General features: G+C 61.7%; 21 protein-coding genes and 1 pseudogene. 8 read left to right on the plus strand and 14 right to left on the minus strand.

Features of this window, described 5'->3' with window-relative positions; translation table 11 throughout:
• Positions 1–3 precede the first annotated feature (3 nt).
• Complete coding sequence (locus tag AC5ZG1_RS28220; protein ID WP_496134713.1) at positions 4–1,068, minus strand: acyl-CoA dehydrogenase family protein; 1,065 nt, start codon at positions 1,066–1,068, stop codon at positions 4–6.
• Positions 1,069–1,272: 204 nt separating this feature from the next.
• Complete coding sequence (locus tag AC5ZG1_RS28225; RefSeq protein WP_496134714.1) at positions 1,273–2,136, minus strand: IclR family transcriptional regulator; 864 nt, start codon at positions 2,134–2,136, stop codon at positions 1,273–1,275.
• 648 nt (positions 2,137–2,784) lie between these two features.
• Between AC5ZG1_RS28225 and AC5ZG1_RS28230 the strand changes: the two genes are divergently transcribed.
• The 3 genes and pseudogenes from AC5ZG1_RS28230 to AC5ZG1_RS28240 all read left to right on the plus strand — a co-directional run bounded on the left by AC5ZG1_RS28230 (position 2,785) and on the right by AC5ZG1_RS28240 (position 4,497).
• Positions 2,785–3,618 carry an enoyl-CoA hydratase/isomerase family protein gene (locus tag AC5ZG1_RS28230; RefSeq protein ID WP_496134715.1) on the plus strand — a complete coding sequence of 278 codons (834 nt, stop codon included), beginning with the start codon at positions 2,785–2,787 and terminating at the stop codon, positions 3,616–3,618.
• A gap of 40 nt (positions 3,619–3,658) precedes the next feature.
• Positions 3,659–4,083, plus strand: a pseudogene (locus AC5ZG1_RS28235) (glutamine--tRNA ligase); the annotation flags it as partial.
• 27 nt (positions 4,084–4,110) lie between these two features.
• A complete protein-coding gene (locus tag AC5ZG1_RS28240) occupies positions 4,111–4,497 on the plus strand; it encodes a YybH family protein (RefSeq protein ID WP_496134716.1) in 387 nt (128 codons plus the stop codon).
• Positions 4,498–5,070: 573 nt separating this feature from the next.
• Here the strand turns inward: AC5ZG1_RS28240 and AC5ZG1_RS28245 are convergent.
• The 10 genes from AC5ZG1_RS28245 to groES all read right to left on the minus strand — a co-directional run bounded on the left by AC5ZG1_RS28245 (position 5,071) and on the right by groES (position 11,741).
• Complete coding sequence (locus AC5ZG1_RS28245) at positions 5,071–5,331, minus strand: hypothetical protein (RefSeq protein ID WP_496134717.1); 261 nt, start codon at positions 5,329–5,331, stop codon at positions 5,071–5,073.
• Between the two features lie 3 nt (positions 5,332–5,334).
• Positions 5,335–5,526 carry a hypothetical protein gene (locus AC5ZG1_RS28250; RefSeq protein ID WP_496134718.1) on the minus strand — a complete coding sequence of 64 codons (192 nt, stop codon included), beginning with the start codon at positions 5,524–5,526 and terminating at the stop codon, positions 5,335–5,337.
• A gap of 413 nt (positions 5,527–5,939) precedes the next feature.
• On the minus strand, positions 5,940–7,079 hold the full coding sequence (locus tag AC5ZG1_RS28255) for a glycosyltransferase family 4 protein (RefSeq protein WP_496134719.1): 1,140 nt from the start codon (positions 7,077–7,079) through the stop codon (positions 5,940–5,942).
• A 102-nt stretch (positions 7,080–7,181) separates the two neighbouring features.
• Entirely contained in the window at positions 7,182–7,682 is a 501-nt protein-coding gene (locus tag AC5ZG1_RS28260) for a hypothetical protein (protein WP_456646011.1), read from the minus strand.
• A 73-nt stretch (positions 7,683–7,755) separates the two neighbouring features.
• The gene (locus AC5ZG1_RS28265; RefSeq protein ID WP_028163049.1) at positions 7,756–8,250 is read right to left on the minus strand and encodes an Hsp20/alpha crystallin family protein; all 495 of its coding nucleotides are present in this window, start codon (positions 8,248–8,250) and stop codon (positions 7,756–7,758) included.
• 80 nt (positions 8,251–8,330) lie between these two features.
• Entirely contained in the window at positions 8,331–8,774 is a 444-nt protein-coding gene (locus AC5ZG1_RS28270) for an Hsp20 family protein (RefSeq protein WP_496134720.1), read from the minus strand.
• A gap of 141 nt (positions 8,775–8,915) precedes the next feature.
• On the minus strand, positions 8,916–9,164 hold the full coding sequence (locus tag AC5ZG1_RS28275; protein WP_496134721.1) for a hypothetical protein: 249 nt from the start codon (positions 9,162–9,164) through the stop codon (positions 8,916–8,918).
• A 59-nt stretch (positions 9,165–9,223) separates the two neighbouring features.
• Positions 9,224–9,553 carry a hypothetical protein gene (locus tag AC5ZG1_RS28280; protein ID WP_456646015.1) on the minus strand — a complete coding sequence of 110 codons (330 nt, stop codon included), beginning with the start codon at positions 9,551–9,553 and terminating at the stop codon, positions 9,224–9,226.
• Positions 9,554–9,758: 205 nt separating this feature from the next.
• A complete protein-coding gene (groL, locus tag AC5ZG1_RS28285; RefSeq protein ID WP_456646016.1) occupies positions 9,759–11,381 on the minus strand; it encodes a chaperonin GroEL in 1,623 nt (540 codons plus the stop codon).
• Positions 11,382–11,426: 45 nt separating this feature from the next.
• Entirely contained in the window at positions 11,427–11,741 is a 315-nt protein-coding gene (gene groES / locus AC5ZG1_RS28290) for a co-chaperone GroES (protein WP_456646017.1), read from the minus strand.
• A gap of 229 nt (positions 11,742–11,970) precedes the next feature.
• Between groES and AC5ZG1_RS28295 the strand changes: the two genes are divergently transcribed.
• Complete coding sequence (locus tag AC5ZG1_RS28295) at positions 11,971–13,068, plus strand: trypsin-like peptidase domain-containing protein (protein WP_496134722.1); 1,098 nt, start codon at positions 11,971–11,973, stop codon at positions 13,066–13,068.
• Between the two features lie 335 nt (positions 13,069–13,403).
• Positions 13,404–13,640, plus strand: coding sequence for a hypothetical protein (locus AC5ZG1_RS28300; RefSeq protein WP_496134723.1), 237 nt, complete (start codon positions 13,404–13,406; stop codon positions 13,638–13,640).
• Positions 13,641–13,946: 306 nt separating this feature from the next.
• Here AC5ZG1_RS28300 and AC5ZG1_RS28305 read toward each other — a convergent pair whose 3' ends face one another.
• Complete coding sequence (locus AC5ZG1_RS28305; RefSeq protein WP_496134724.1) at positions 13,947–14,882, minus strand: LysR substrate-binding domain-containing protein; 936 nt, start codon at positions 14,880–14,882, stop codon at positions 13,947–13,949.
• A gap of 174 nt (positions 14,883–15,056) precedes the next feature.
• Here AC5ZG1_RS28305 and AC5ZG1_RS28310 point away from each other — a divergent pair, with 174 nt between their 5' ends.
• A complete protein-coding gene (locus AC5ZG1_RS28310) occupies positions 15,057–16,283 on the plus strand; it encodes an MFS transporter (RefSeq protein WP_496134725.1) in 1,227 nt (408 codons plus the stop codon).
• 105 nt (positions 16,284–16,388) lie between these two features.
• Positions 16,389–17,150 (plus strand): SDR family oxidoreductase, encoded by a 762-nt coding sequence (locus tag AC5ZG1_RS28315; RefSeq protein WP_496134726.1) that lies wholly within the window; start codon positions 16,389–16,391, stop codon positions 17,148–17,150.
• 463 nt (positions 17,151–17,613) lie between these two features.
• Here AC5ZG1_RS28315 and AC5ZG1_RS28320 read toward each other — a convergent pair whose 3' ends face one another.
• On the minus strand, positions 17,614–18,513 hold the full coding sequence (locus AC5ZG1_RS28320) for a DUF2189 domain-containing protein (protein ID WP_028163040.1): 900 nt from the start codon (positions 18,511–18,513) through the stop codon (positions 17,614–17,616).
• Positions 18,514–19,035: 522 nt separating this feature from the next.
• Between AC5ZG1_RS28320 and AC5ZG1_RS28325 the strand changes: the two genes are divergently transcribed.
• Positions 19,036–19,869: a cytochrome c oxidase subunit II gene (locus AC5ZG1_RS28325; RefSeq protein ID WP_456643303.1), complete on the plus strand. Its 834-nt coding sequence runs from the start codon at positions 19,036–19,038 to the stop codon at positions 19,867–19,869.
• Positions 19,870–19,935 lie beyond the last annotated feature (66 nt).

The following is a 19,935-nucleotide window of genomic DNA, read 5'->3' on the forward strand; positions in this document are numbered from 1 at the left end:
CGGTCAACGCGATGCGATCAGCGGCCACAGTTCATCGGCGCCGCGCCTGCCGATCCACCAGCCGAGTTCGGAGGACCAGTAGCTCTCGCTTCCAAAATCATCCCGCCACGCCAGAGCGCGCAATGTCAGGCGATGCAGTACATGCTCGGCCGTGAAGCCGATGGCGCCGTGCACCTGATGCGCGATCGACGCGCCCTTGTCGGCGGCCTCGCCGCAGCGAATCTTTGCCGATGCCACCTCAAGCAAGATGCCGTCCGTATCGCGCGGATGCGCGCTCATCGCATCGGCCGCAGAAGTCGCCGCAGTGACCGCGGCGGCGACCTCGCCACCTAGTCGCGCGAGATTATGCTGCACCGCTTGATATTTCGAGATGGTTCGCTCGAAGGCAACGCGTTCCGTCGAATAACGCACGGACAACTCCAGCATCCCCTCCAGCGCCCCGCTGATCTGTTGGCTGCGCACGGCGCTGCCCATCAAGAAAAGGGAGGTCGGGTCGAACCCGTTTGGCGCAGTCGCAATAGCGACCGGCAGCACGCCAGCAACAGAAACAGTATCCGCCGCGTCGCCTGCAAGGTTCTCGAAGCGATCAATGCGGCACAGCGAGGCATCCACCAAAGCGATCCTGACTCCTGCAGCGCTCTTGGCGAGAACGGCAAAATGAGCGGCATCGCGCGCGAACGGGATGCGCCTCGCCTGTCCGGTCAATCGTCCCTCGGCGTCCAGTCCGATCAGTTCACGCGGGCCGCCGGGCAACACCGTCATCATTCCCTCCGGCGCGACGATTCCGCCCTGCGACAACAGCCACCCCGCAAGCATGGTCTCCGCCAGCGGCACCGCAAGAGCTGACCTTCCGGCTGCGCGCAGCACGGCAAAGCCGTCGATCAGGCTCGCGCCTGAACCGCCGTGCTGCTCTAATACCCACGCCAACGGCAGACCGGCCTCGGCAAGTGCGCGCCACAACGGCGCCTTCCACGCATCGCCCTGAGCGTGCGCAACTTCTTGCAGATCCGCCAGGTCGGCGAAGATCCGCTCGGCGGTGGAAACGACGATATTGTCTTCATCTGACATGGAGGCTCCTGACTTGGACGGAACGTAACTCGAGCGGAACAACGGCCTATTCGGTTTGGGCATTCCGATCGTCCGCTCGATTCTAGGCTTGCGATCTCCTCTGGCGACAGCTTGAGCATGCCGGCAAGATCGATCGAGAAATCCACCGAAAGCAGAATGGCGAATACCTTTGCACACCCGCGAAAATCGCCGATTGCGACACAATCAATCGCTCAAGTGAAACTTGATCGCATCACGCATCACGGCCGCAAATGCCTTCTCTTGCGAGACAAGCGCGTCGGTCAGGCCAGCAACGCAAATGGCGAGAGGCTCGCTGGATTCAGCTACTCGCGGGAGAGCCATGGCCACCACGCCGGCGCCTGGCGTCACCAGACTAAGCGACAATGCATGGCCCTGCTTTCGCACCTTGCCGAGCTCGACCAGCAACGCCTTGATATCGACCTGCTTCTCGGGATGCATTTCATAGGAGTTGAGCAGCTTGACCAGACGGCGGACCTCCTTGTTGGAATACCTAGACAGCAGCGCATAGCCCAATCCGGACTTTGCCAGCGGGCGAAGCGTTCCGGAGCGCACATGCAAGCGCATGGGAACCTTGGACTGGATGACGTGGATGTATTGCGCGGCCAGACCGTTGCGCAGGCCGACCATGACGGTCTCCCCGGTCTTTGCCGACAAATCCTCCATCAGGTTGATCAAGCGCCCACGGCGGAACAGAACGGGGCTGAGCCAGTGGCCCAGCATCGAGATCCGCGCCGTCGGGACGTAGGTTCGGCGGCCGGCGTCATAATGCAGATAGCCAAGCGCGGTCATCGTCCGCATCAGAGCGGACGTGCTCGACTGCGGAAAATGCAACGCGGCAGCCACGTCAATAACCGATGCGGCGGACTGATGCTCCTCGAAAAACTCAAGAACCTCGAACACGCGCTTCGCTGACTTGACCGTGCTGTCGATCTTCTGATCTGGCGGCACTAGACTCTGCGTAACCTTGGGAATGTCGCGACGCAATTCAGGTGTCAAACCGCGCGTGGGCGCCCGTGTGACAGGCTCATTCCTTTTCACGATCGCCATCTCCGTTACTTGCCCTGCTGTCAAACCCGACTCTTGAGCCACCAGCTACCATACTGGTCGGGCCGGCCGGCCCACTCGGGATCGCAACCCAGTTGAAAGCGCCGCTCGCGCCGGCCAGCGACCTTCTCGGCCAAGCGCAATCATGGTCGCCTTTCCGTCTCGCGGTGTGGATTCGACGTATTCGGGTTCACGAATGAGGCCTACGGCAATCGATGGACTTTCCTCCTCGCACAGGATGCGTGCGGCGCTGGCCACATTGAAGCCCGACGCTCGCCAGACCATAGAGCGGCCCCGCAGCAGCTTCATGTCGCCGGACGAGCAATCGATCCGATCGATGCCGATTTTCTCAAGCTCGATTGCGAACGCTAAGGAGTCCTGGATCCGCCAGCCAATATCGACGCCATCGACCGACGATATCCGCACCAGCGCTGGGAGATGATATGGCCAAGACATTCCACACGATACGCGTTCGCAAATAATGGCGTCAAATTAGAAAAGCGTTCTCAAGAAACTCATATGCAGTTTGAGGCGACATTTTGGGTGAATACCCATTGACGCCGTCAGAAATCCGCAGCATCGGTGCGTTCCCTGACGTGATGAGACGCTCAGCGTTAGCGGTGGTTGTTCAAAGCAAACGGAGAGAGCCAGATGAACGACGAGACGTTGGCGGCCGGCCTCGAGAATCGATACGCCAAGTACGCGCGGCTTCAGTTCGACTGGCCGCAGCCGCGCGTCCTACGGGTTACCATGTCGAACGGAAAGATGAACTCCGCCGATGAGAAAATGCACGGCGAGCTCGGCATGATCTGGCGGGATATCGACAGCGATCCGGGCGTCTCGGCCGTTATCCTGACCGGTGCGGGCAAGGCCTTCTCAGCAGGCGGCGATTTCGCGATGATGGAGCGCATCATCGACGATCATGACACGCGGATCCGTAACTGGAAGGAAGCCCGAGACATCGTCTACAACGTCATCAACTGCTCCAAGCCCATCGTGAGTGCAATCAGGGGGCCGGCGGTCGGTGCCGGCCTCGCTTGCGGCTTGCTGGCAGACGTCTCCATCGCCACCAAGACGGCGCGCATCATTGACGGGCATACGAAGCTAGGCTTGGCAGCGGGTGATCATGCGGCGATTGTGTGGCCGCTGTTGTGCGGAATGGCGAAGGCAAAATACTATCTGTTGCTGTGCGATCAGCTTTTGGGCGAAGAGGCGGAGCGCATCGGTGTCGTATCGATGTGCTGCGAGGACGACGAACTGGACGCAAAAGCGATCGAAGTCGCCGGCCGTCTTGCTGCAGGACCGCCGAGTGCCATTCGCTGGACGAAATACGCGCTCAACAATTGGCTCCGGCAGGCCGGGCCGACATTCGATGCTTCGTTGGCGCTTGAATTCATGGGATTTACAGGACCGGAAGTGAAGGAAGGCCTTGCGGCTCTCGTGGAAAAGAGACCGCCGGCATTTCAACCGGACTGTCCGCTCTAAGAAGACAAGGACTATCGCGTTCTGTCGCTCCTCCTGAGCCTATGCCCATTTCATGAAATGCACTGGCGTCATCAAGAACGACGTCGGCGCGGTGGTCGAGCTGCGCTGCACCTAGGATTGCGCGAGCCGCGGCGGCAACGTGCCGGGCGGACGCAAGGTCAAGGCCACGATGCATTGGCTGCCGGCGGCCCAGTCGCGCCTGGCCGAAATCCGCGTTTACAATCGGTGTTCGCCAAGCCGAGCCCCGAGCCGGCAATTTTGCCGCCGACATCAATCCGCAGTCGATGGAAGTGCTGTCCGACGCGGATCGAGGCCAGCGTGGTCGAAAGCAATTCGAACGAGGTGATGAAGTTCGAGCGGAAGGGCTATTTCGTGCGCAACAGGCAATCGACATCGCAAAAGCTGGTGTTCAACCGTACTGTCGGCCTACGCGACACCTTTGCCAAGGAATACGCCAGGGGCTGAAGCCCGTTCAAAACGATTGGATATTCGATGCCACATGCTGCCGACGACATCGCATCCGACATCATCGCGAAATGGGCGGCGGCTTTCAGCAGACTGGACGCCGACGCGCTTTCCTCGCTTTATTCGAAGCACGCGCTGTTCTTCGGCTCGAACCCGAAACTGTATCGCGGGAGAGACGGTGTTGCGGCCTACTTCCAGGGATTGCCGCGGTGGCGGACATCTACCGTTCAATTCAGCGACGTCGTCTTCGAACAGGTCGGCCCCGATCTGGTCAATGTCGCCGGCACGGCGTCATTTGACGTTGATCAAGGTGCGATAAAACTGTCGCTCAAGATCACCTGGGTGATCGCCCGCGAGGACGGCGACTGGAAAATCGTCAGCCATCACGTCTCGTCGAAGGCGCCCTTGATTTAACAAGTGCAGGGCCATCATGGAGGGAGCGCTTGACAGAAATGGTGCGCTTGCACGTGAATCGCGCGATATCCCAATTGCTCTTGCCCCCGTGGAGTCGCCCGCCGAAGAGCAGGTGAGGCGAAGCCAAGTCCACCCCGGCCCGTCATCGCCGGACTCGGCAGTAGGAAAGGCGACAGGCTTCGCCGAAGGCGCAGAGGCGACAACGACGTCACCGGTAGCCGGGGCGGCCGCGCTGCGCGTATCGGGCGGCCGAGCGCCGAAGCGGCGCATCAGAAGCGCCTCCACGTCAACCTGGCGCGGCGTTCGATAGAGCCCGCTGGCCACGATCGACCATTTGCTTGGTCATCGACGCTCTTCGAATCTCTGCCGAGCCAAGCCGGCCCGACCAGGTTGGCGAGGCCAATGACGGGTTTGGGTCCCGCACTCGCCTCCCCAGAACGCGACTCGTGGGCGACGCGGAATTTGCGATGGAAACGCAGCGCCTGTGTCAGGTGGACGCAGGAGCGATCTCGCAAGCGTAGGAACATCGTTGGAAAGAGGAGGTTACGGACCACCAAGTCACGAGAAGCATCTTCAGCCAACAGTCGCGCCGCAAGCGCCGGGGCGCTCATTTCCGGCGATGGCTTTGGGCAGGACGTCGCACTGCTCGTCCAAATCCGAATGCGGTTTTTGGCTTTTCACGACCTGTTCCAGCTCAAGCGCCGCGATAGCAAGCTCATCACCTAAATGCTTAAACAGCTCGCGTTGACGTGGATTGGTCGCCGACATGCCGAGGTCGGCACAGTGCTTCGCATCAGCTCGAAGTTGGTGCCACTTTCCGGTGAGGTCCTTCATGGCTCATGTCCTCGGTTTGGCGTCGTTCTTGGCGATTGAGCGCAATGGCGCACTGCAGAGCCTTCGCCCAGCGGCCGTTTCCGATACCTTTTTTCGAAGAGCAAGCAGCTGAGCCCTTTCCTGTTCCAGCCTATCCACCACGATAATCACGATTTGAAAGTCCTCTTTAGAACCGCCTTCGATCGAAAAACCCATGCACGCCTCCACTCGGGAAAAAGTAGCATCACCTCATCCGAGCAGCGAGTCCACTTACCTGTGTTAAGCCGAAGCGAGATTTATTCTCCTTTCGGACATAGACAGTCTTTCTGAGCAAAATCCGATGAGTCGGTTCCCTCGGCTTGAATGCCCGCAAATCGAGCCGGCGAGATTGATAGATCGTCGTACCAGCGACGCGGCGGACCGCTACCGCCATCCAGTCCCGCAACAGTCCCTTGTCCTCTTTGGAAAACGCCCCCGGCGTCTAAGATAGTCGAGCCTGTCATCGGGATGGCAACGCTCAAAATCCTCTCGGATCAGCGACTCCACGTAAATCCGTTCCTCCTCATTGATTTGGGAAGACCGGAATAGAAACCGGTCGGCATCGCTGACCTCCGATATTCGATTTCGGCTTAATTTGCTGTTTCAATTATCCTTCCGTGCTGCGGATGGTATTTCTGATCCGTGTCCGCTGGTGGGGCCGAACGGGCGGCGAGCGTCGACAGCCGTCCGTCGGACGCGGCGTGCTCTCGGAGCATCTTTTGGTAGAGCCTCACGTAATCCGTTGACATACGGGCGGCGGAGAAGCGCTCCTCGAAGCGCGCACGGATCGCCTTGCGATCGAGGGCCAGCAGGCCCGGAATGGCGCGCACCGCCTCCTCCACGTCAGACACGATCCGGCCGGTCAGTCCGTCCTCGACGATTTCAGGGACCGACCCATGGCGGAAGGCAAGCACCGGGGTACCACATGCCATGGCCTCGATCATCACCAGACCGAACGGTTCGGGCCAGTCGATCGGGAACAGCAATGCGGCAGCCTGGCCGAGAAAGTCGTTCTTTGTGTTTTCGTTGATCTCGCCGACAAATTCCACTCCGCCTCCTTGCAGCATCGGTGCGATAACGTCGCGGAAATAGCTGTCGTCTGCTTTATCAACCTTTGCCGCGATTTTGAGGGGAAGGCCGGCCGATCGAGCAATCGCGATAGCACGGTCCGGCCGTTTCTCCGGTGAGATGCGTCCAAGAAATGCGAGATAGCCGCCTTTCGGTTCGAAATTAGGCGTCAGTAGATCGAGCGGCAGGCCATGATGAACTGTCGCGACAAAGTTTGCGTTTGGCACCGGTATGCGCTGCGCATTTGAAATCGATACCAGCGGCATGTCCGCGAACCGCCGATAAAAAGGCATATGGTCGGCGAGGTCCTGCCTGCCGTGAAGGGTGGTTAGCGTACGAGCACGCTCCGGGCGAAACTGCGGAAAGTGCAGGTAGTCGATATGGAAGTGGAGGAGGTCGAAGTCGTCAGCGCGCTCTCGCACCTTGTCGAGCATGATCATGTGGTGGGGTAGTGCGTCGCGGACGCCCGGCTCGAGGCGTAAGGCGCGCGGCGTGCAGGGTACAAGTTCGGCAGAGGTGATGGAATCTTCGCTGGCGAACAGTGTCACCTGGTGTCCCTGCCGAACCAACTCCTCCGTCAGGTATGAGACGACCCGCTCCGTTCCTCCATAGAGCCGCGGCGGCACGCTCTCGTACAGCGGGGCAATCTGAGCAATCCTCATTTTTCAGTCCGTCCTTCGTTACTCTGAGCCGGCGTTGGCTGAGGCCCTCATGTGTTCACGAGCTTGGCCGCACATCGCCAGAGGTGCAGCGGCCGCGGATCTCTACTGAGACTCCGATGATTCAGTGACATTGCTTTGACTTCTGAGTTGAGCAAGCTCCTCCGCCAGTCTGTGCTCGACCAACCGCCGCTCGTTTTCCGTCAAATGCGTCGCGAGCAATCGGCGATACCGCCGCACATTGGCCGCACTGCTCCACCGTGACTTCGCCGAGATAGCGATGCGGGGCTGGCGATTTCTCGCTGCTTGCTGCGCTTGTGCGGTGAATCTTACCGCAGCGGCGCCGCCCCTTTTTTCCTCTTCGTCGAGCTGCCGCAACGCTGCGAGGATATCCTCAAGATGCATGGGAGCAGCAAGCCCCGGGATCTTGCGAAGGGCTGGGCAGGAATCGACGGTGTACAGGTCCGAAGCCCAGGAGGAGAGAATGACCCGTTTCTCAGGAGGCGACAGCACCTCATCATTCAGGACATCGGCTGGCGAACTATAGTGAGATACGGGATGAAATGGGGCATCTACACTGCCCGTCAAACGATCAGGCCTGCTCATGTCTTGCTCTCCTCTTGCTCCTTTCTGCAGGTTGGTGGCGGACGGCGGCGCGGGCGCCGCCGTCCTGGGCACGTCAGTTGCTGGTGTTGATGGCGATCCGTTTGACGCCCTGGCTGGCTTGCTCGGTTTTCGGCAGGCTCACCGTGAGGACGCCATTGCGGAAGTTGGCTTCGGCCTTGTCTTCCTGGACGCCATCGAGCGGGATACGACGCTCAAACGAGCCATAGTAGCGTTCGCTGTAGCGGCCGCCATTGTCGTGTTCGGCCTTTTTCTCGCCGCGGATCGACAGGACGCCGTTTGCGATTTCGACTTGGACGTCCTTTTCGCTCAGTCCCGGAAGCTCGGCGGAAATCGTCACGGCCTTGTCGGTTTCGCTGAGCTCGATGCGTGGCCAGCCAAACTGGCCTTCGATCAGCGGGGACCCGGGCCGGCCGACGCTGCCAAACCCGCGGAAGACGTCGTCGAAAAGTCGATTCATCTCACGGTGAAACGTCAGAAACGGATCGTAAGCCTCGCCCGTCGTGAGCTGCTGGTTCTTGTTCCACGGAATTAGATCGCGCATTGTCATGTTGGACTCCTCTCTGTCAAATACGCCGGGTGGCGCGGATGCCGCACCATGCGCACCAATGTCGTTGAACACGGACGGCGTCAGGCCGCCTGCTTGTGGGTGATCTGCTCGGTGCCGCCGATCGGAATGCGGCGGGGCTTCATCGTCTCGGGCAGCTCGCGGACGAGCTCGATCCGCAGCAGTCCGTTGTCGAACGCTGCCGTCTTCACCTGCACATAATCGGCAAGATTGAACTGCCGCTTGAAACCCTTGGCCGGGATGCCGCGATAGAGGTAATCGCGTTTCGCCTCGTCGGCCTTGCGGCCCTCGACGGTCAGCACGTTCTGCTCGGCCGTGATCGCGATCTCGTCCGGGCTGAAACCGGCGAGCGCAAGCGTGATCTGATAGTGATCTTCGCCCAGCCGTTCGATGTTGTAGGGTGGATAGTGTTCCTCGACGGTCCGTTGCGTCTCGTCGAGCAGATCGAAGATGCGATCGAATCCGACGGTCGACCGCCACAGGGGAGTGAAATCGAAGTTCCTCATAGCCAAGTCCTCCTAAGAGCAAGATGGATACGAAGGAGCGCAGGACACCGGTCCGGCGCCCAGTTCAGTCCGCCGGACCCGATCTGGCATCCGGCGCCGCAGCCTTGCGGCAAAATAAAACTACGAAAAACAACTATGGTTTCAAGGGCGCCTCCCGAAATTTTTGCTGCTCACAGCTTGGGCGGCCAGATGCTCCAGCTCGGCTTCGGCCTCGCTGGCGAGACGCATCAAGCGGCGGCGCTCCTCAGCGGATAGGCCGCTTCCCTTCAGCAAGCTATGGCAATGCGCGATCACCCGCCGGTCGCTCTCGATCAGGAACGCGCGCACGGCGTCGGGCAGGTGTGAATCGGAGCGCTCGGAAATCTGCTGACGGTGTGCCAATTCGAACATGGTTGCCCTCAGTAGCAGCAGGCGCGACCCATGCAGCGCGGATCGCGCCACGTGCGGACTCAGCTCACTCTCGGCAAGCTGCGCTCATGTTCGGATGGAAGTTGAAAGGAGCCTGGCTGAATATTGTCCGGCAACAGCAGGATATCGGTCTTGAAAAGCGGGGACCGCGGTTTCCAGCTCATCCAGCGGACCGACTCCAGATAGGAAATGGCTGGCAGCGGCAGAAGGTGGCCCGCGCTGTCGAGCGCCAACCTTGGCGTACTATCCATCCCCCAGGCGCTAACGGGCACGAGCATCATCGCCATGGCAAAAGCGGCTGCGACGGTTCTGCGGACGCCGCGTCCTGATGTCTTGGGCCAAGCCGAGCTGGATGCGTAGTTTCGGGTCATCTCATCCTCCTGTCGTTGGAAAACTGATCCATGCGATCGTGAGAAGGCTGAGGGCGAACATGAGCCAATGCATTGCCGTCGCCCCAACCTTGCGCGATCGATCCTGAATGCGAGTGCTCATCTGAGGCTCCCTGGCGCTTGTGAGCTTCCTTTCTCGTCGCGGTTGGCGGAGAGCCCGGCCGTTTCCGGCCGGGCGCGTGCTTGATTAGAAATCCGTCGGCGGCGTTGCCGCGGCCGGTTCGGACTTCTTGGGCTTATCGGCGACCAGTGCTTCCGTGGTGATCAGCAGAGCCGCGACGGAGGCCGCGTCCTGTAAGGCGGTGCGAACGACCTTGGCGGGATCGATCACGCCGGCCTTCACCATGTCCTGGTACTCGCCAGTGGCCGCGTTGAATCCCCAATTGTAGTCGGAGTTCTCGAGCAGCTTGCCGACGACGAGCGAGCCGTCCTCGCCGGCGTTCTGGACGATCTGCCGCGCCGGCACCTGGATGGCGCGGCGCACGATATCGACGCCGGCCTTCTGGTCGGCATTGGCGGTCTTTAAGCCATCGAGCGCTTTCAGCGCACGCAGCAGCGCCACGCCGCCGCCCGGCAGAATGCCTTCCTCGACCGCAGCGCGAGTCGCATGCATGGCATCGTCGACCCGGTCCTTCTTCTCCTTGACCTCGACTTCGGTCGCACCACCAACACGGATTACGGCGACGCCGCCGGCGAGCTTGGCCAGCCGCTCCTGCAGCTTCTCGCGATCGTAATCGGAGGTGGTCTCCTCGATCTGCGACTTGATCTGGGTGACACGAGCTTCGATGTCCTTCTTGGGCCCGGCGCCGTCGACCACGGTCGTATTCTCCTTGTCGATCACGACCTTCTTGGCGCGCCCGAGCATCTTCAGCGTGACATTCTCGAGCTTGATGCCGAGATCTTCCGAAATCACGGTGCCGCCGGTGAGGATTGCAATATCCTCCAGCATGGCCTTGCGGCGATCGCCGAAGCCTGGCGCCTTCACCGCCGCGACCTTGAGGCCGCCGCGCAGTCGATTGACCACGAGCGCGGCAAGCGCTTCGCCCTCGACATCCTCGGCCACGATCAGCAGCGGCTTGCCAGACTGCACCACCGCTTCGAGCAGCGGCAGCATGGTCTGTAGACCGGACAGCTTCTTCTCATGGATCAGAATGTAGGGATCCTCGAGTTCGACCCGCATCTTTTCGGTGTTGGTGACGAAGTAGGGCGAGACAAAGCCGCGGTCGAACTGCATGCCCTCGACCACCTCCAGCTCGGTGTGGAGGCTCTTGGCTTCCTCGACGGTGATGACGCCCTCATTGCCGACCTTCTGCATCGCATCGGCAAGGAAGCGGCCGATCTCCGTATCGCCATTGGCCGAAATGGTGCCGATCTGGGCAATCTCCTCGTTGGAGGTGACCTTCTTGGCGTGGGACTTGAGGTCATTGACAATGGCGTCGACCGCAAGATCGATGCCGCGCTTGAGGTCCATCGGGTTCATGCCAGCGGCAACGGATTTCGCGCCTTCCTTGACGATGGCCTGGGCCAGCACGGTCGCAGTCGTGGTGCCGTCGCCGGCGAGGTCGTTGGTCTTGGAGGCGACTTCGCGCACCATCTGTGCGCCCATGTTCTCGAACTTGTCTTCCAGTTCGATTTCCTTGGCGACGGTGACGCCGTCCTTGGTGATGCGCGGTGCGCCGAAGGATTTCTCGATCACGACGTTGCGTCCCTTGGGACCGAGGGTGACCTTCACGGCGTTGGCCAGCGTGTCCACGCCCCGCAGCATCCGCTCGCGGGCTTCCGTGGAGAATTTCACGTCCTTGGCAGCCATTTGCCTGCTCCTTTCTCCTAATGACTGTCAGCTCTTGCAATTTGCTCAGGCGGCCTTCTTGAGCGAGCCGGTCTTGTCGACCACGCCCAGAAGATCGCTCTCCTTCATGATCAGGTAGTCCTCGCCGTCGATCTTCACCTCTGTGCCGGACCACTTGCCGAACAGCACGCGGTCTCCCGGCCTGACGTCGATCGGGGTCAACTGGCCCTGCTCATTCCTCGCGCCAGGCCCCGCGGCGACGATCTCGCCCTCCTGCGGCTTTTCCTTCGCGGTGTCGGGAATGATGATGCCGCCAGCGGTCTTCTCTTCGGCATCGATGCGGCGCACGAGCACGCGGTCGTGCAATGGACGGAAATGCATGCACATCCTCCTTGTCAGGTCAGCGATGTCATAAAGCCGGGTCCGGGACCGGCCCCGGGCGGAAAACGACCTAGGAAGCGGAAAAAAGTCCGTCAAGGGTCCCTAAATAAATTTTTGTCACTCCGGGCGGCCGAGTGCCAGGCCGCCTCTTGAACGGCCATTTTCACTCAACCAGCTAACCGACGCGGCGGCCGCTAGAGGCCGAAAGACAGATTCTGGGGGAGATTTCATGCGAGTTTTGCGTTTGCTCGGATGGCTGGGCGTCATCTCCGGGTTGTGGTGGGCGCTGTCGGCAGCGCCGGCCACCGCCCAGATTCCGGACCTCAATACAGGCCGCGTGCCGACGCTTGCGCCGCTCGTGCGGGAAGTGACGCCGGCGGTCGTCAACATTTCGGTACAGGGGCGGGTGCGCGAGGACAATCCGCTTTACCAGGATCCGCTGTTCCGCGAGTTCTTCAACGTCCCGAAGCAACTGGAGAAGGAAGTCAGCGCGACCGGTTCGCGCGTGATCGTCGACGCCCAGCGCGGTTATGTGCTGACGGCGAACCATGTCGTCGCCAATGCCACCGCAGTGCAGATCAGGACCAAGGACGGCCGCAAGTTCGCCGGTCGGGTTGTGGGCCGCGATCCGCCCACCGATATCGCACTGCTGCAGATCAGGGAGCCTGCCGGGCTCAAGGCTATTGCACTCGGCGACAGCGACGCGCTTCAGGTCGGTGACTTCGTGATCGCGGTCGGCAATCCGTTCGGCCTCGGCCAGACCGTCACCTCGGGCCTCGTCAGCGCGCTCGGGCGCACCGGGCTCGGCAAGCACGGCTATGAGGATTTCATCCAGACCGATGCGGCAATCAATCCCGGCAATTCTGGAGGCGGGCTGATCAACTTGCGAGGTCAGCTGGTCGGCATCAATACGGCGATTATCTCGCCGGGCGGCGGCAATGTTGGCATTGGCTTTGCGGTGCCGATCAACATGGCGCGCGAGGTAATGAACCAGCTTGCGGCGACCGGACGAGTCGAGCGCGGGCGCATCGGCATTGCGCTGGAGGACATGGAAGCGCCGGCCACGGGCGCGACGCAGGGCGCCCGCATCAAGGAAGTCAGTCCCGGCTCTCCGGCGGAGCGCGCGGGGCTGCGCCGCGGCGACGTCGTCCTCAAGGCCAACGACATTCCCGTCCGCAGCGCGACGCAGATGCGCAACCTGATCGGGCTGACGCCGGTCGGCCGGCAGGTGCGGCTGACGATCGAGCGCGACCGCATGACCGAAAGTGCCACGGTGGAGGTTGTTCCGCTGAGCGCTCAAAGGGCGCGGGTGCGAGGGCCCGGGTGAGCGATGTCCGCTTGTGGCCATAGCTGAAGACTGCATTATGGATTGTTACGTCGGCTCGCCGCGGTAGACCGGACTTCGCTGAACGCGGCTCCATCGCGAGAACGCCGCCGCACTTGACCGCGTCATTCGACAGACCAAGCCAACTATCTCAGCCCCCATCAGGGTTCTCCAGACTTGCCCCCGCCCCGACACTTTCCTCGGGCGACAGCACCACGAATTCATCCCGCTGCCTGATCAGGTGATGGTAGAGTCAGGACATCACTGGCAGTGAGCGATACGGGCGCTGGTGGCTGAGAGACGGTTGCGCTCCCGCCTGCACAGGACGGGAGCGAGCTATGTCAGACCTTCTTCAATCAGAAGTTCGCGCGATGCAGCTTCGTCACTTGGAGGAAGCCGAGGGGCACGTTGCCGAGGCCGAACGACACATTGCTGAGCAAGAGCAACGGATTGTAAACCTCGCCCGCCTCGGCCACGATCTAGCGAAAGCTAAGATACTTCTGGAGAACTTTAATGCATGTCAGGTGCTGCACATCCAGCACCGTGATCGAATTCGCACAGAGCTAGAGCGGTAGGTCACCCGAATCGGCTGCCTCCGAGGTCGCCTTGTGGCCTATAGTTGAAACCCGGATGGAAGATCGCTGCGTCAGCTCACGGGGGGAGGCCGGACACCGCTCAGCGTGGCATTCAATGACCCATCGTGACCGGAAGCTGACATTTGCATTGGCAAGGGCCCTTTGACCGACGTTGAAGCATGTCGGGCTCGGGTCGGGATTTGCAACAACCGAAATCCAGACTAGCAACGATCGATAAAAGCGTTGAACAATAGCCGCTGCGGAACGTTCGAGGGTTTTGCCAGTCCAGGCGGCATGGTCAGTTCGTCATGCGGCCGTTGCGTTTCCGGCGGATTGCTGCCCTTCTTGCTCCAGCCAATCGCAAAACGCCGCTGTCTGTGAGCCACTTTCGGTGCCCGCGGGCAAGTAGGCGAAGTAGCTCCTCGCCGGAAGGCTGACATCGGGAAACGGCGCGATCAGGCGGCCGGCCGCGACGTCGTCGCCGATCAGGGCGGTCGGTCCCATCGCCACGCCCAAACCATCGATCGCCGCCTGAATGGTCAGAAAGAAATGATCGAGTGTCAGCGTCGCCGCCGGGGTGACGCGAGGCTGTCCGGCTTGCACCAGCCAATCGTGCCATAGCCGCGGCATCGACGTGACGTTCAGCAACGTGTGCTGCGCGAGATCGGAAACGTCCTCCAGCGGCAGCTTCGCGACGAGTGCGGGGCTGCAGACCGGCAATCGGCGCTCCGAAAGAAACAGCCGGGACGTAAAGCCGTGAAACGAATCCGGGCCGCCGCGGATGACCACGTCGAACGTGTCGGCAAGCGCGTCGATCGGGTCGTTTGACGTGGTGAGGCGGACCTCGATGTCGGGTCGTTCGTTGCGAAAACGGCTCAGCCGGGGAAGAAGCCAGCGCATGCTGAACGTCGCCAGCGCGTTGACGCGCAGCACGGCGGCCGGCACTTCGCCGCGTGTCGCGTGATGGCGCCGGACAGCGGACGAAATGAGGTCGAGCGCCGGGCCGATCTCCTCGAGCAGCGCTGTGCCGGCGGGTGTGAGCGTGACCCGCCGCGTTGATCGCCAGAACAGCGCGGGCGCTCCTAGCCGATCCTCAAGGAGGCGCACCTGCTGACTGATTGCGCCATGTGTCACGCCCAATTCGGTCGCCGCTTCCTTGAAGCTGCCAAGGCGAGCTGCCGCCTCGAAAGCGCGGACGGCGTTGAGCGGTGGCAAAGTCCTGCGCTGGACGGGAATACTCATTGGATAGAAATCCTAACTCATAGCTCGATTATTACTGATTTGTGACGGTCGCCTCAATAGTCCAGATTGGATTTGTCGCGAAAATCAGCGCATCGGCGGGTCCGAAAGGGATCGCGGTGTAGATTTTCTATCATTGCAAGAGTTCTCCTTCAACCCGGAAGCGGAGAAATCGACATGAACGACGCAGCGATGGCGGCTGCGAGCCGTCCGCGCGAAACCGCATCAAGTTCGTCGGCCCCGGCGAAATCGCGCAGCCTGCTGGCCGCGTGCCTCACCCACGCGCTTCATGACGGCTATACCGACGGTCTCTATGCCTTCCTGCCGGTCTGGCAGGCGCAGTTCGGCCTGTCCTATGCGGCGCTCGCCGTCGTGCGCGCACTGTATTTCGGGACGATGGGAGGCATGCAGATCCCGGCCGACCGCGTTCTTCGCGGCTTGTCGCCGCGCGCGGCGCTAATCCTGTCCACCGTCGCTGCGGCGGGGGGCTTGCTGATCATGGCGCTGCCGTTCGGCTTCGCGGGTCTTTGCGTCGGCCTCGTCGTAGCCGGCATCGGATCGAGCATCCAGCACCCACGTGGTTCGATGCTCGTCACCGACAGTTATGGCGCGGCGGCGCGACGGCCGCTCGGCATCTACAACTTTTCCGGCGATCTCGGAAAAGCCGCGTTGCCGGCGCTCATCGCGGTGCTGCTGCCGATCTTCGCCTGGCAATCGGTGCTGGGCTTGATGGCGATGCTTGGAGCCGTCCTGGTGGTCGCGCTGGTGTCGCTGGCACCGGCGGCCTCCGTGACGAGGAATGTCACGGGAGAGGCGACGTCCGGCCGCGGCCGCCGCGGCTTTGGCATCCTCACGACGATCGGCGCGCTCGATACGGCGACCCGCATGGGATATCTGCTGTTTCTGCCCTTCCTCATCCATGGACAGGGCGGGGGCTTGCCGGCCGTTGGAGTCGCGCTTGCCCTGCTGTTCATCGGTGGCGCCTTCGGCAAGGCGACATTCGGCTGGCTCGGCGAGCGGCTGGGCGTTGTCGGTAGCGTCATGGTGAGCGAGGCCGTAACAGCCCTGCTCATCGTGGCGACGCTGTTCACGCCACTGACGCCAACGCTCATCCTGCTGCCGTTGCTCGGCATCGTGCTGAACGGCACCTCGTCGGTGCTCTATGGCACCGTGCCGGAGCTTTCCGACGGCGATACGGGGCGGGCTTTCGCGGTCTTCTATACGAGCGTCATCGGCGCAGGAGGTCTCGCGCCGATCCTCTACGGCGCGGTTGCCGATCACAGCAGTCGGATGATTGGCGTGCTGGCCTCGGCGGCGACGGCCGCCCTGGTCGTCCCACTCGTGCTGGCCCTGCGGCCCCACCTGCGCAGCTCCGCCGCAGGACCGCGCGAGAAGTTCGTTTGATGCCGATGCCGGACGGGCGGCGGAACGACCAATGCCGCCGCGCCGTGCGTATCGGCCGGTCACAGTCCTGGATCATCATCCCATCACCACATGGAGGTTCGCTCAATGGATACCATCTCGCAGGCGCCGCTTATTCTGATAACGGGTGGAAGTCGTGGCGTCGGCGCGGCAACGGCGCGGCTTGCTGCCGCACAGGGCTACGATGTCGCGATCAGCTTCGTCTCCAACGAAGCTGCCGCCCTTGCAGTGGCGGCTGATGTGGAAGCCGCGGGGCGGCGGGCGTTGCCCGTGCGCGCGGATAGTGCGGATCCGGAGCAGGTGGCGCAGCTCTTCGCGGCGATCGACCGGGAGTTCGGCCGGATCGATGTACTGGTGAACAACGCTGCTGTCCTTGCGCGGCAGTCCCGGCTTGAGGACCTTGGTTTCGAGCGGATGCAGCGGATCTTCGCCGTCAACGCGATTGGTCCCATTCTCTGCGCACAGCAGGCTGCCAGGCGGATGTCCTATCGTTACAACGGGCGGGGCGGCTCCGTGATCAACGTCTCGTCCGCGTCGGCCCGGCTCGGCAGTCCGGGCGAATATGTCGACTACGCCGCATCGAAGGGTGCGCTGGAGACATTCACGACCGGTTTCGCCAAAGAGGTCGCGCGCGACGGAATTCGCGTCAACTGCATTCGCCCCGGACACATCTACACCGAAATGCATGCGAGCGGCGGAGAGCCGGGGCGAGTAGATCGCGTCAAGGACTCGATCCCGATGGGACGAGGCGGGCAGCCTGAAGAGGTGGCGCGCGCGATCCTGTGGCTAGCCGGCGCGGAGGCCTCGTTCGTCACCGGCACGTTCCTCGATGTCACTGGCGGCAAGTGAGCAACAGGATTTGGCGCCGGGATCTTTCCTCGACACACCATCAAGTCGCAAAACCATGCGACTTGGAAGTCGCGCCTTTCGAGACGACTTGCTCGCGCATGCAGCAGACATGAACAATGAATTGCCGCCCTGGGGAAGATCCATGTCAGCTTCTGGCCCATCGCGACATCCTGCGTTGCCCCACGAACTTGGTCGCTATCGGGACAAAGCGGACGTAGAGGGCTTTGTCTTTCAACGGGGATTGACTGACCGTCTCTCCGCCACTTCGAGTTTCGCTCTATCCCTTCCGTCCGACCGATCAGCCCCTCTAGCCGTTGCCTCCAACTAATAATTTGAGATGGTTGCAGGTCCCCGCAACCAAAGTTGGTAGCAAGCCCCAGCGATCTTACCCGATCGCTGGGGATTTCTTTTGATGACCTGAATGGCGCCAACGGCCGGGCTGGCAGGTTCAAGGGCGCTCCGGCTAGCGTTCGTGGCTCCACGGGAACAGCGACGCCGGGAAATCTGCTGCGTAGCGATGACCTATCGGCGTGCGAGGCTCCTCCTGTGGGGGATTCGGGTCGGGCTCGACCACCTTCCGATAAAGATGCCAGGTGGCATGACCGAGCACCGGCAGCACGACAGCGAGGCCGACGAAGAACGGCAGCGAACCGATCACCAGCAGCGCCGCCACGATCAGCCCCCATGCGGCCATCACAAATGGGTTCTCTTTCACGGCCCGCAGCGACGTCCGGATGGCGTCTATCGCGGTGGCATGTCTGTCCAGCATCAACGGAAACGATACGACGCTGACGCACAGGGACACGACGGCGAACAGGAAGCCGACGCCGCAGCCGATAATGATGAGCGACCAGCCTTCCGGCGTTGTCAGCACGCGCGTTGCGAAATCAGGGATGCTGGCGGCCGCGGCGTGGCCGAACGTGGCAACGTAGATAGCGTCCGCGGTGGCGATCCAGACCCCGAACAAAACGAGCAGGAGCACGCCGAGGCCGAGAATGGCGCCGAAGGACGGTGCGCTCAGCACGTGCATCGCATGCCATGCCGCGGGTTCCTCGCCGCGTTCGCGGCGGCGGCTGAGTTCGTAGAGGCCGAGCGCGGCAAAAGGGCCGATCAACGCAAAACCGGCCGCCAGTGGAAACAGCAGCGGCAGCACCGAATAGCCAAGGACCAGCCTGAACAGCACAAGACCGAGAACAGGATAAATTCCGCACAGGACGACAGCGTGAGTTGGTATCGCTTGGAAGTCTTCCCAGCCCAGGCGCAGCGCGTCGCGCAAGTCCGAAAGGCTGATCCTGCGAACGGCATAGGCGGTGGAGACGCCGAAGAATTGCAGGTGAGGTCTTGCAAAATACTGAGTGGCCATGGCTCCGGTCTCCTTGCTCGTGATCGCAAGGGGGAACGGCGCGGCCTTCAACTCGCGCACATTCGCCTCATGCGCCGAAATCGCGATCGAGCCCGGCGAGCCAGATTCAGCGAGAAGGAGCTTTGCCGGGCGACACCTGTCGCAATGGTGTAGGAGCTTAAGGAGATGAGAGCAAGATGGCGCTCACGGTTGGGTGAATTGTGCGGTTGCACAATCTCTCTTGTTGCGTCGCATTATCAGGCGACGGTTGCCGTCCGACAATTGACGGTTTGCGCGCCGCCGCTGACGCGGGGCGCGGCATACTCCACTATTGACGCCCGGCTCGACGCGTACCATCCTTCATCCAACGCCCCCAGCTCCGATGAGACTTGCGGTCGTGGCGTGCAATCCGCGTCGCGACCAGTGGAATGGGCGAGGCAAGAGGCACGACGACAGCGGATGTAAAGTCCGCCATCGCGACAGACGTGAGCTCCGCCCTCCGGTTCGTATCCGCAGCCTTTTAGCGGCAAGGATGCATGAGGGATGGCTGTAGCAATTATTCTGCTTTTGGTCGCAATCGCCTCGGTGGTGTTCCACCTCTTCAGCCCGTGGTGGTGGACGCCGCTTGCCTCGAATTGGGGCTACATCGACGACACCATCACCCTGACATTCTGGATCACCGGCGCGGTCTTCGTCGCGGTCGTCGCGTTCATGGCCTACTGCGTCTTCCGCTTCCGCCACAAGGAGGGAAGGCGGGCGGACTACAATCCTGAAAACAAGCGGCTCGAATGGTGGCTCAGCGTCGGGACAGCAATCGGCGTCGCGGCGATGTTGGCACCCGGACTGGTCGTCTGGCACCAGTTCGTGACCGTCCCGGCCGGTGCGACCGAAGTCGAGGTCATGGGACAGCAGTGGCAATGGAGCTACCGGCTTCCTGGAAAAGACGGCCGGCTGGGGACCACTGACGCCCGCCTTATCAGTGCCGACAATCCCATGGGCTTGAATCCCGACGATCCGAACGGAAAAGACGACATCGTTGTTCAAAACGACGATCTGCACCTGGCGATCGGCAAGCCTGTGAAGGTGCTGCTCCGCTCAATTGACGTCCTGCATGATTTCTATGTGCCCGAGTTCCGGGCCAAGATGGACATGATACCGGGCTCGGTGACCTATTACTGGTTCATGCCCACGCGCACCGGAACGTTCGAGGTCCTCTGTGCAGAGCTCTGCGGCGCCGCGCACGCGCAAATGCGCAGCAAGGTCGTCGTCGAGGAAGAGAAAGAATATCACGCGTGGCTGGAGAAACAGCGGACATTCGCTGAGCTGTCGGGCCAGCGCAACGTCGCGAAGGCGGCGTACAAGGCAGGCAGCGAATGAGCATACCGCCGAGGAGGCGCCATCCATCGTAAGGCGAACTCCTCGCTGAACGGAAGGCCAAGGAGG

Source organism: Bradyrhizobium sp. Leo78 (assembly GCF_059512425.1).

Coding starts and splice junctions, on each gene's coding strand:
- AC5ZG1_RS28220 (WP_496134713.1), bottom strand. CDS start 1,068: ATGTCAGATGAAGACAATATCGTCGTTTCCACCGCCGAGCGGATCTTC.
- AC5ZG1_RS28225 (WP_496134714.1), bottom strand. CDS start 2,136: ATGGCGATCGTGAAAAGGAATGAGCCTGTCACACGGGCGCCCACGCGC.
- AC5ZG1_RS28230 (WP_496134715.1), top strand. CDS start 2,785: ATGAACGACGAGACGTTGGCGGCCGGCCTCGAGAATCGATACGCCAAG.
- AC5ZG1_RS28240 (WP_496134716.1), top strand. CDS start 4,111: ATGCCACATGCTGCCGACGACATCGCATCCGACATCATCGCGAAATGG.
- AC5ZG1_RS28245 (WP_496134717.1), bottom strand. CDS start 5,331: ATGAAGGACCTCACCGGAAAGTGGCACCAACTTCGAGCTGATGCGAAG.
- AC5ZG1_RS28250 (WP_496134718.1), bottom strand. CDS start 5,526: ATGGGTTTTTCGATCGAAGGCGGTTCTAAAGAGGACTTTCAAATCGTG.
- AC5ZG1_RS28255 (WP_496134719.1), bottom strand. CDS start 7,079: ATGAGGATTGCTCAGATTGCCCCGCTGTACGAGAGCGTGCCGCCGCGG.
- AC5ZG1_RS28260 (WP_456646011.1), bottom strand. CDS start 7,682: ATGAGCAGGCCTGATCGTTTGACGGGCAGTGTAGATGCCCCATTTCAT.
- AC5ZG1_RS28265 (WP_028163049.1), bottom strand. CDS start 8,250: ATGACAATGCGCGATCTAATTCCGTGGAACAAGAACCAGCAGCTCACG.
- AC5ZG1_RS28270 (WP_496134720.1), bottom strand. CDS start 8,774: ATGAGGAACTTCGATTTCACTCCCCTGTGGCGGTCGACCGTCGGATTC.
- AC5ZG1_RS28275 (WP_496134721.1), bottom strand. CDS start 9,164: ATGTTCGAATTGGCACACCGTCAGCAGATTTCCGAGCGCTCCGATTCA.
- AC5ZG1_RS28280 (WP_456646015.1), bottom strand. CDS start 9,553: ATGACCCGAAACTACGCATCCAGCTCGGCTTGGCCCAAGACATCAGGA.
- groL (WP_456646016.1), bottom strand. CDS start 11,381: ATGGCTGCCAAGGACGTGAAATTCTCCACGGAAGCCCGCGAGCGGATG.
- groES (WP_456646017.1), bottom strand. CDS start 11,741: ATGCATTTCCGTCCATTGCACGACCGCGTGCTCGTGCGCCGCATCGAT.
- AC5ZG1_RS28295 (WP_496134722.1), top strand. CDS start 11,971: ATGCGAGTTTTGCGTTTGCTCGGATGGCTGGGCGTCATCTCCGGGTTG.
- AC5ZG1_RS28300 (WP_496134723.1), top strand. CDS start 13,404: ATGTCAGACCTTCTTCAATCAGAAGTTCGCGCGATGCAGCTTCGTCAC.
- AC5ZG1_RS28305 (WP_496134724.1), bottom strand. CDS start 14,882: ATGAGTATTCCCGTCCAGCGCAGGACTTTGCCACCGCTCAACGCCGTC.
- AC5ZG1_RS28310 (WP_496134725.1), top strand. CDS start 15,057: ATGAACGACGCAGCGATGGCGGCTGCGAGCCGTCCGCGCGAAACCGCA.
- AC5ZG1_RS28315 (WP_496134726.1), top strand. CDS start 16,389: ATGGATACCATCTCGCAGGCGCCGCTTATTCTGATAACGGGTGGAAGT.
- AC5ZG1_RS28320 (WP_028163040.1), bottom strand. CDS start 18,513: ATGGCCACTCAGTATTTTGCAAGACCTCACCTGCAATTCTTCGGCGTC.
- AC5ZG1_RS28325 (WP_456643303.1), top strand. CDS start 19,036: ATGGCTGTAGCAATTATTCTGCTTTTGGTCGCAATCGCCTCGGTGGTG.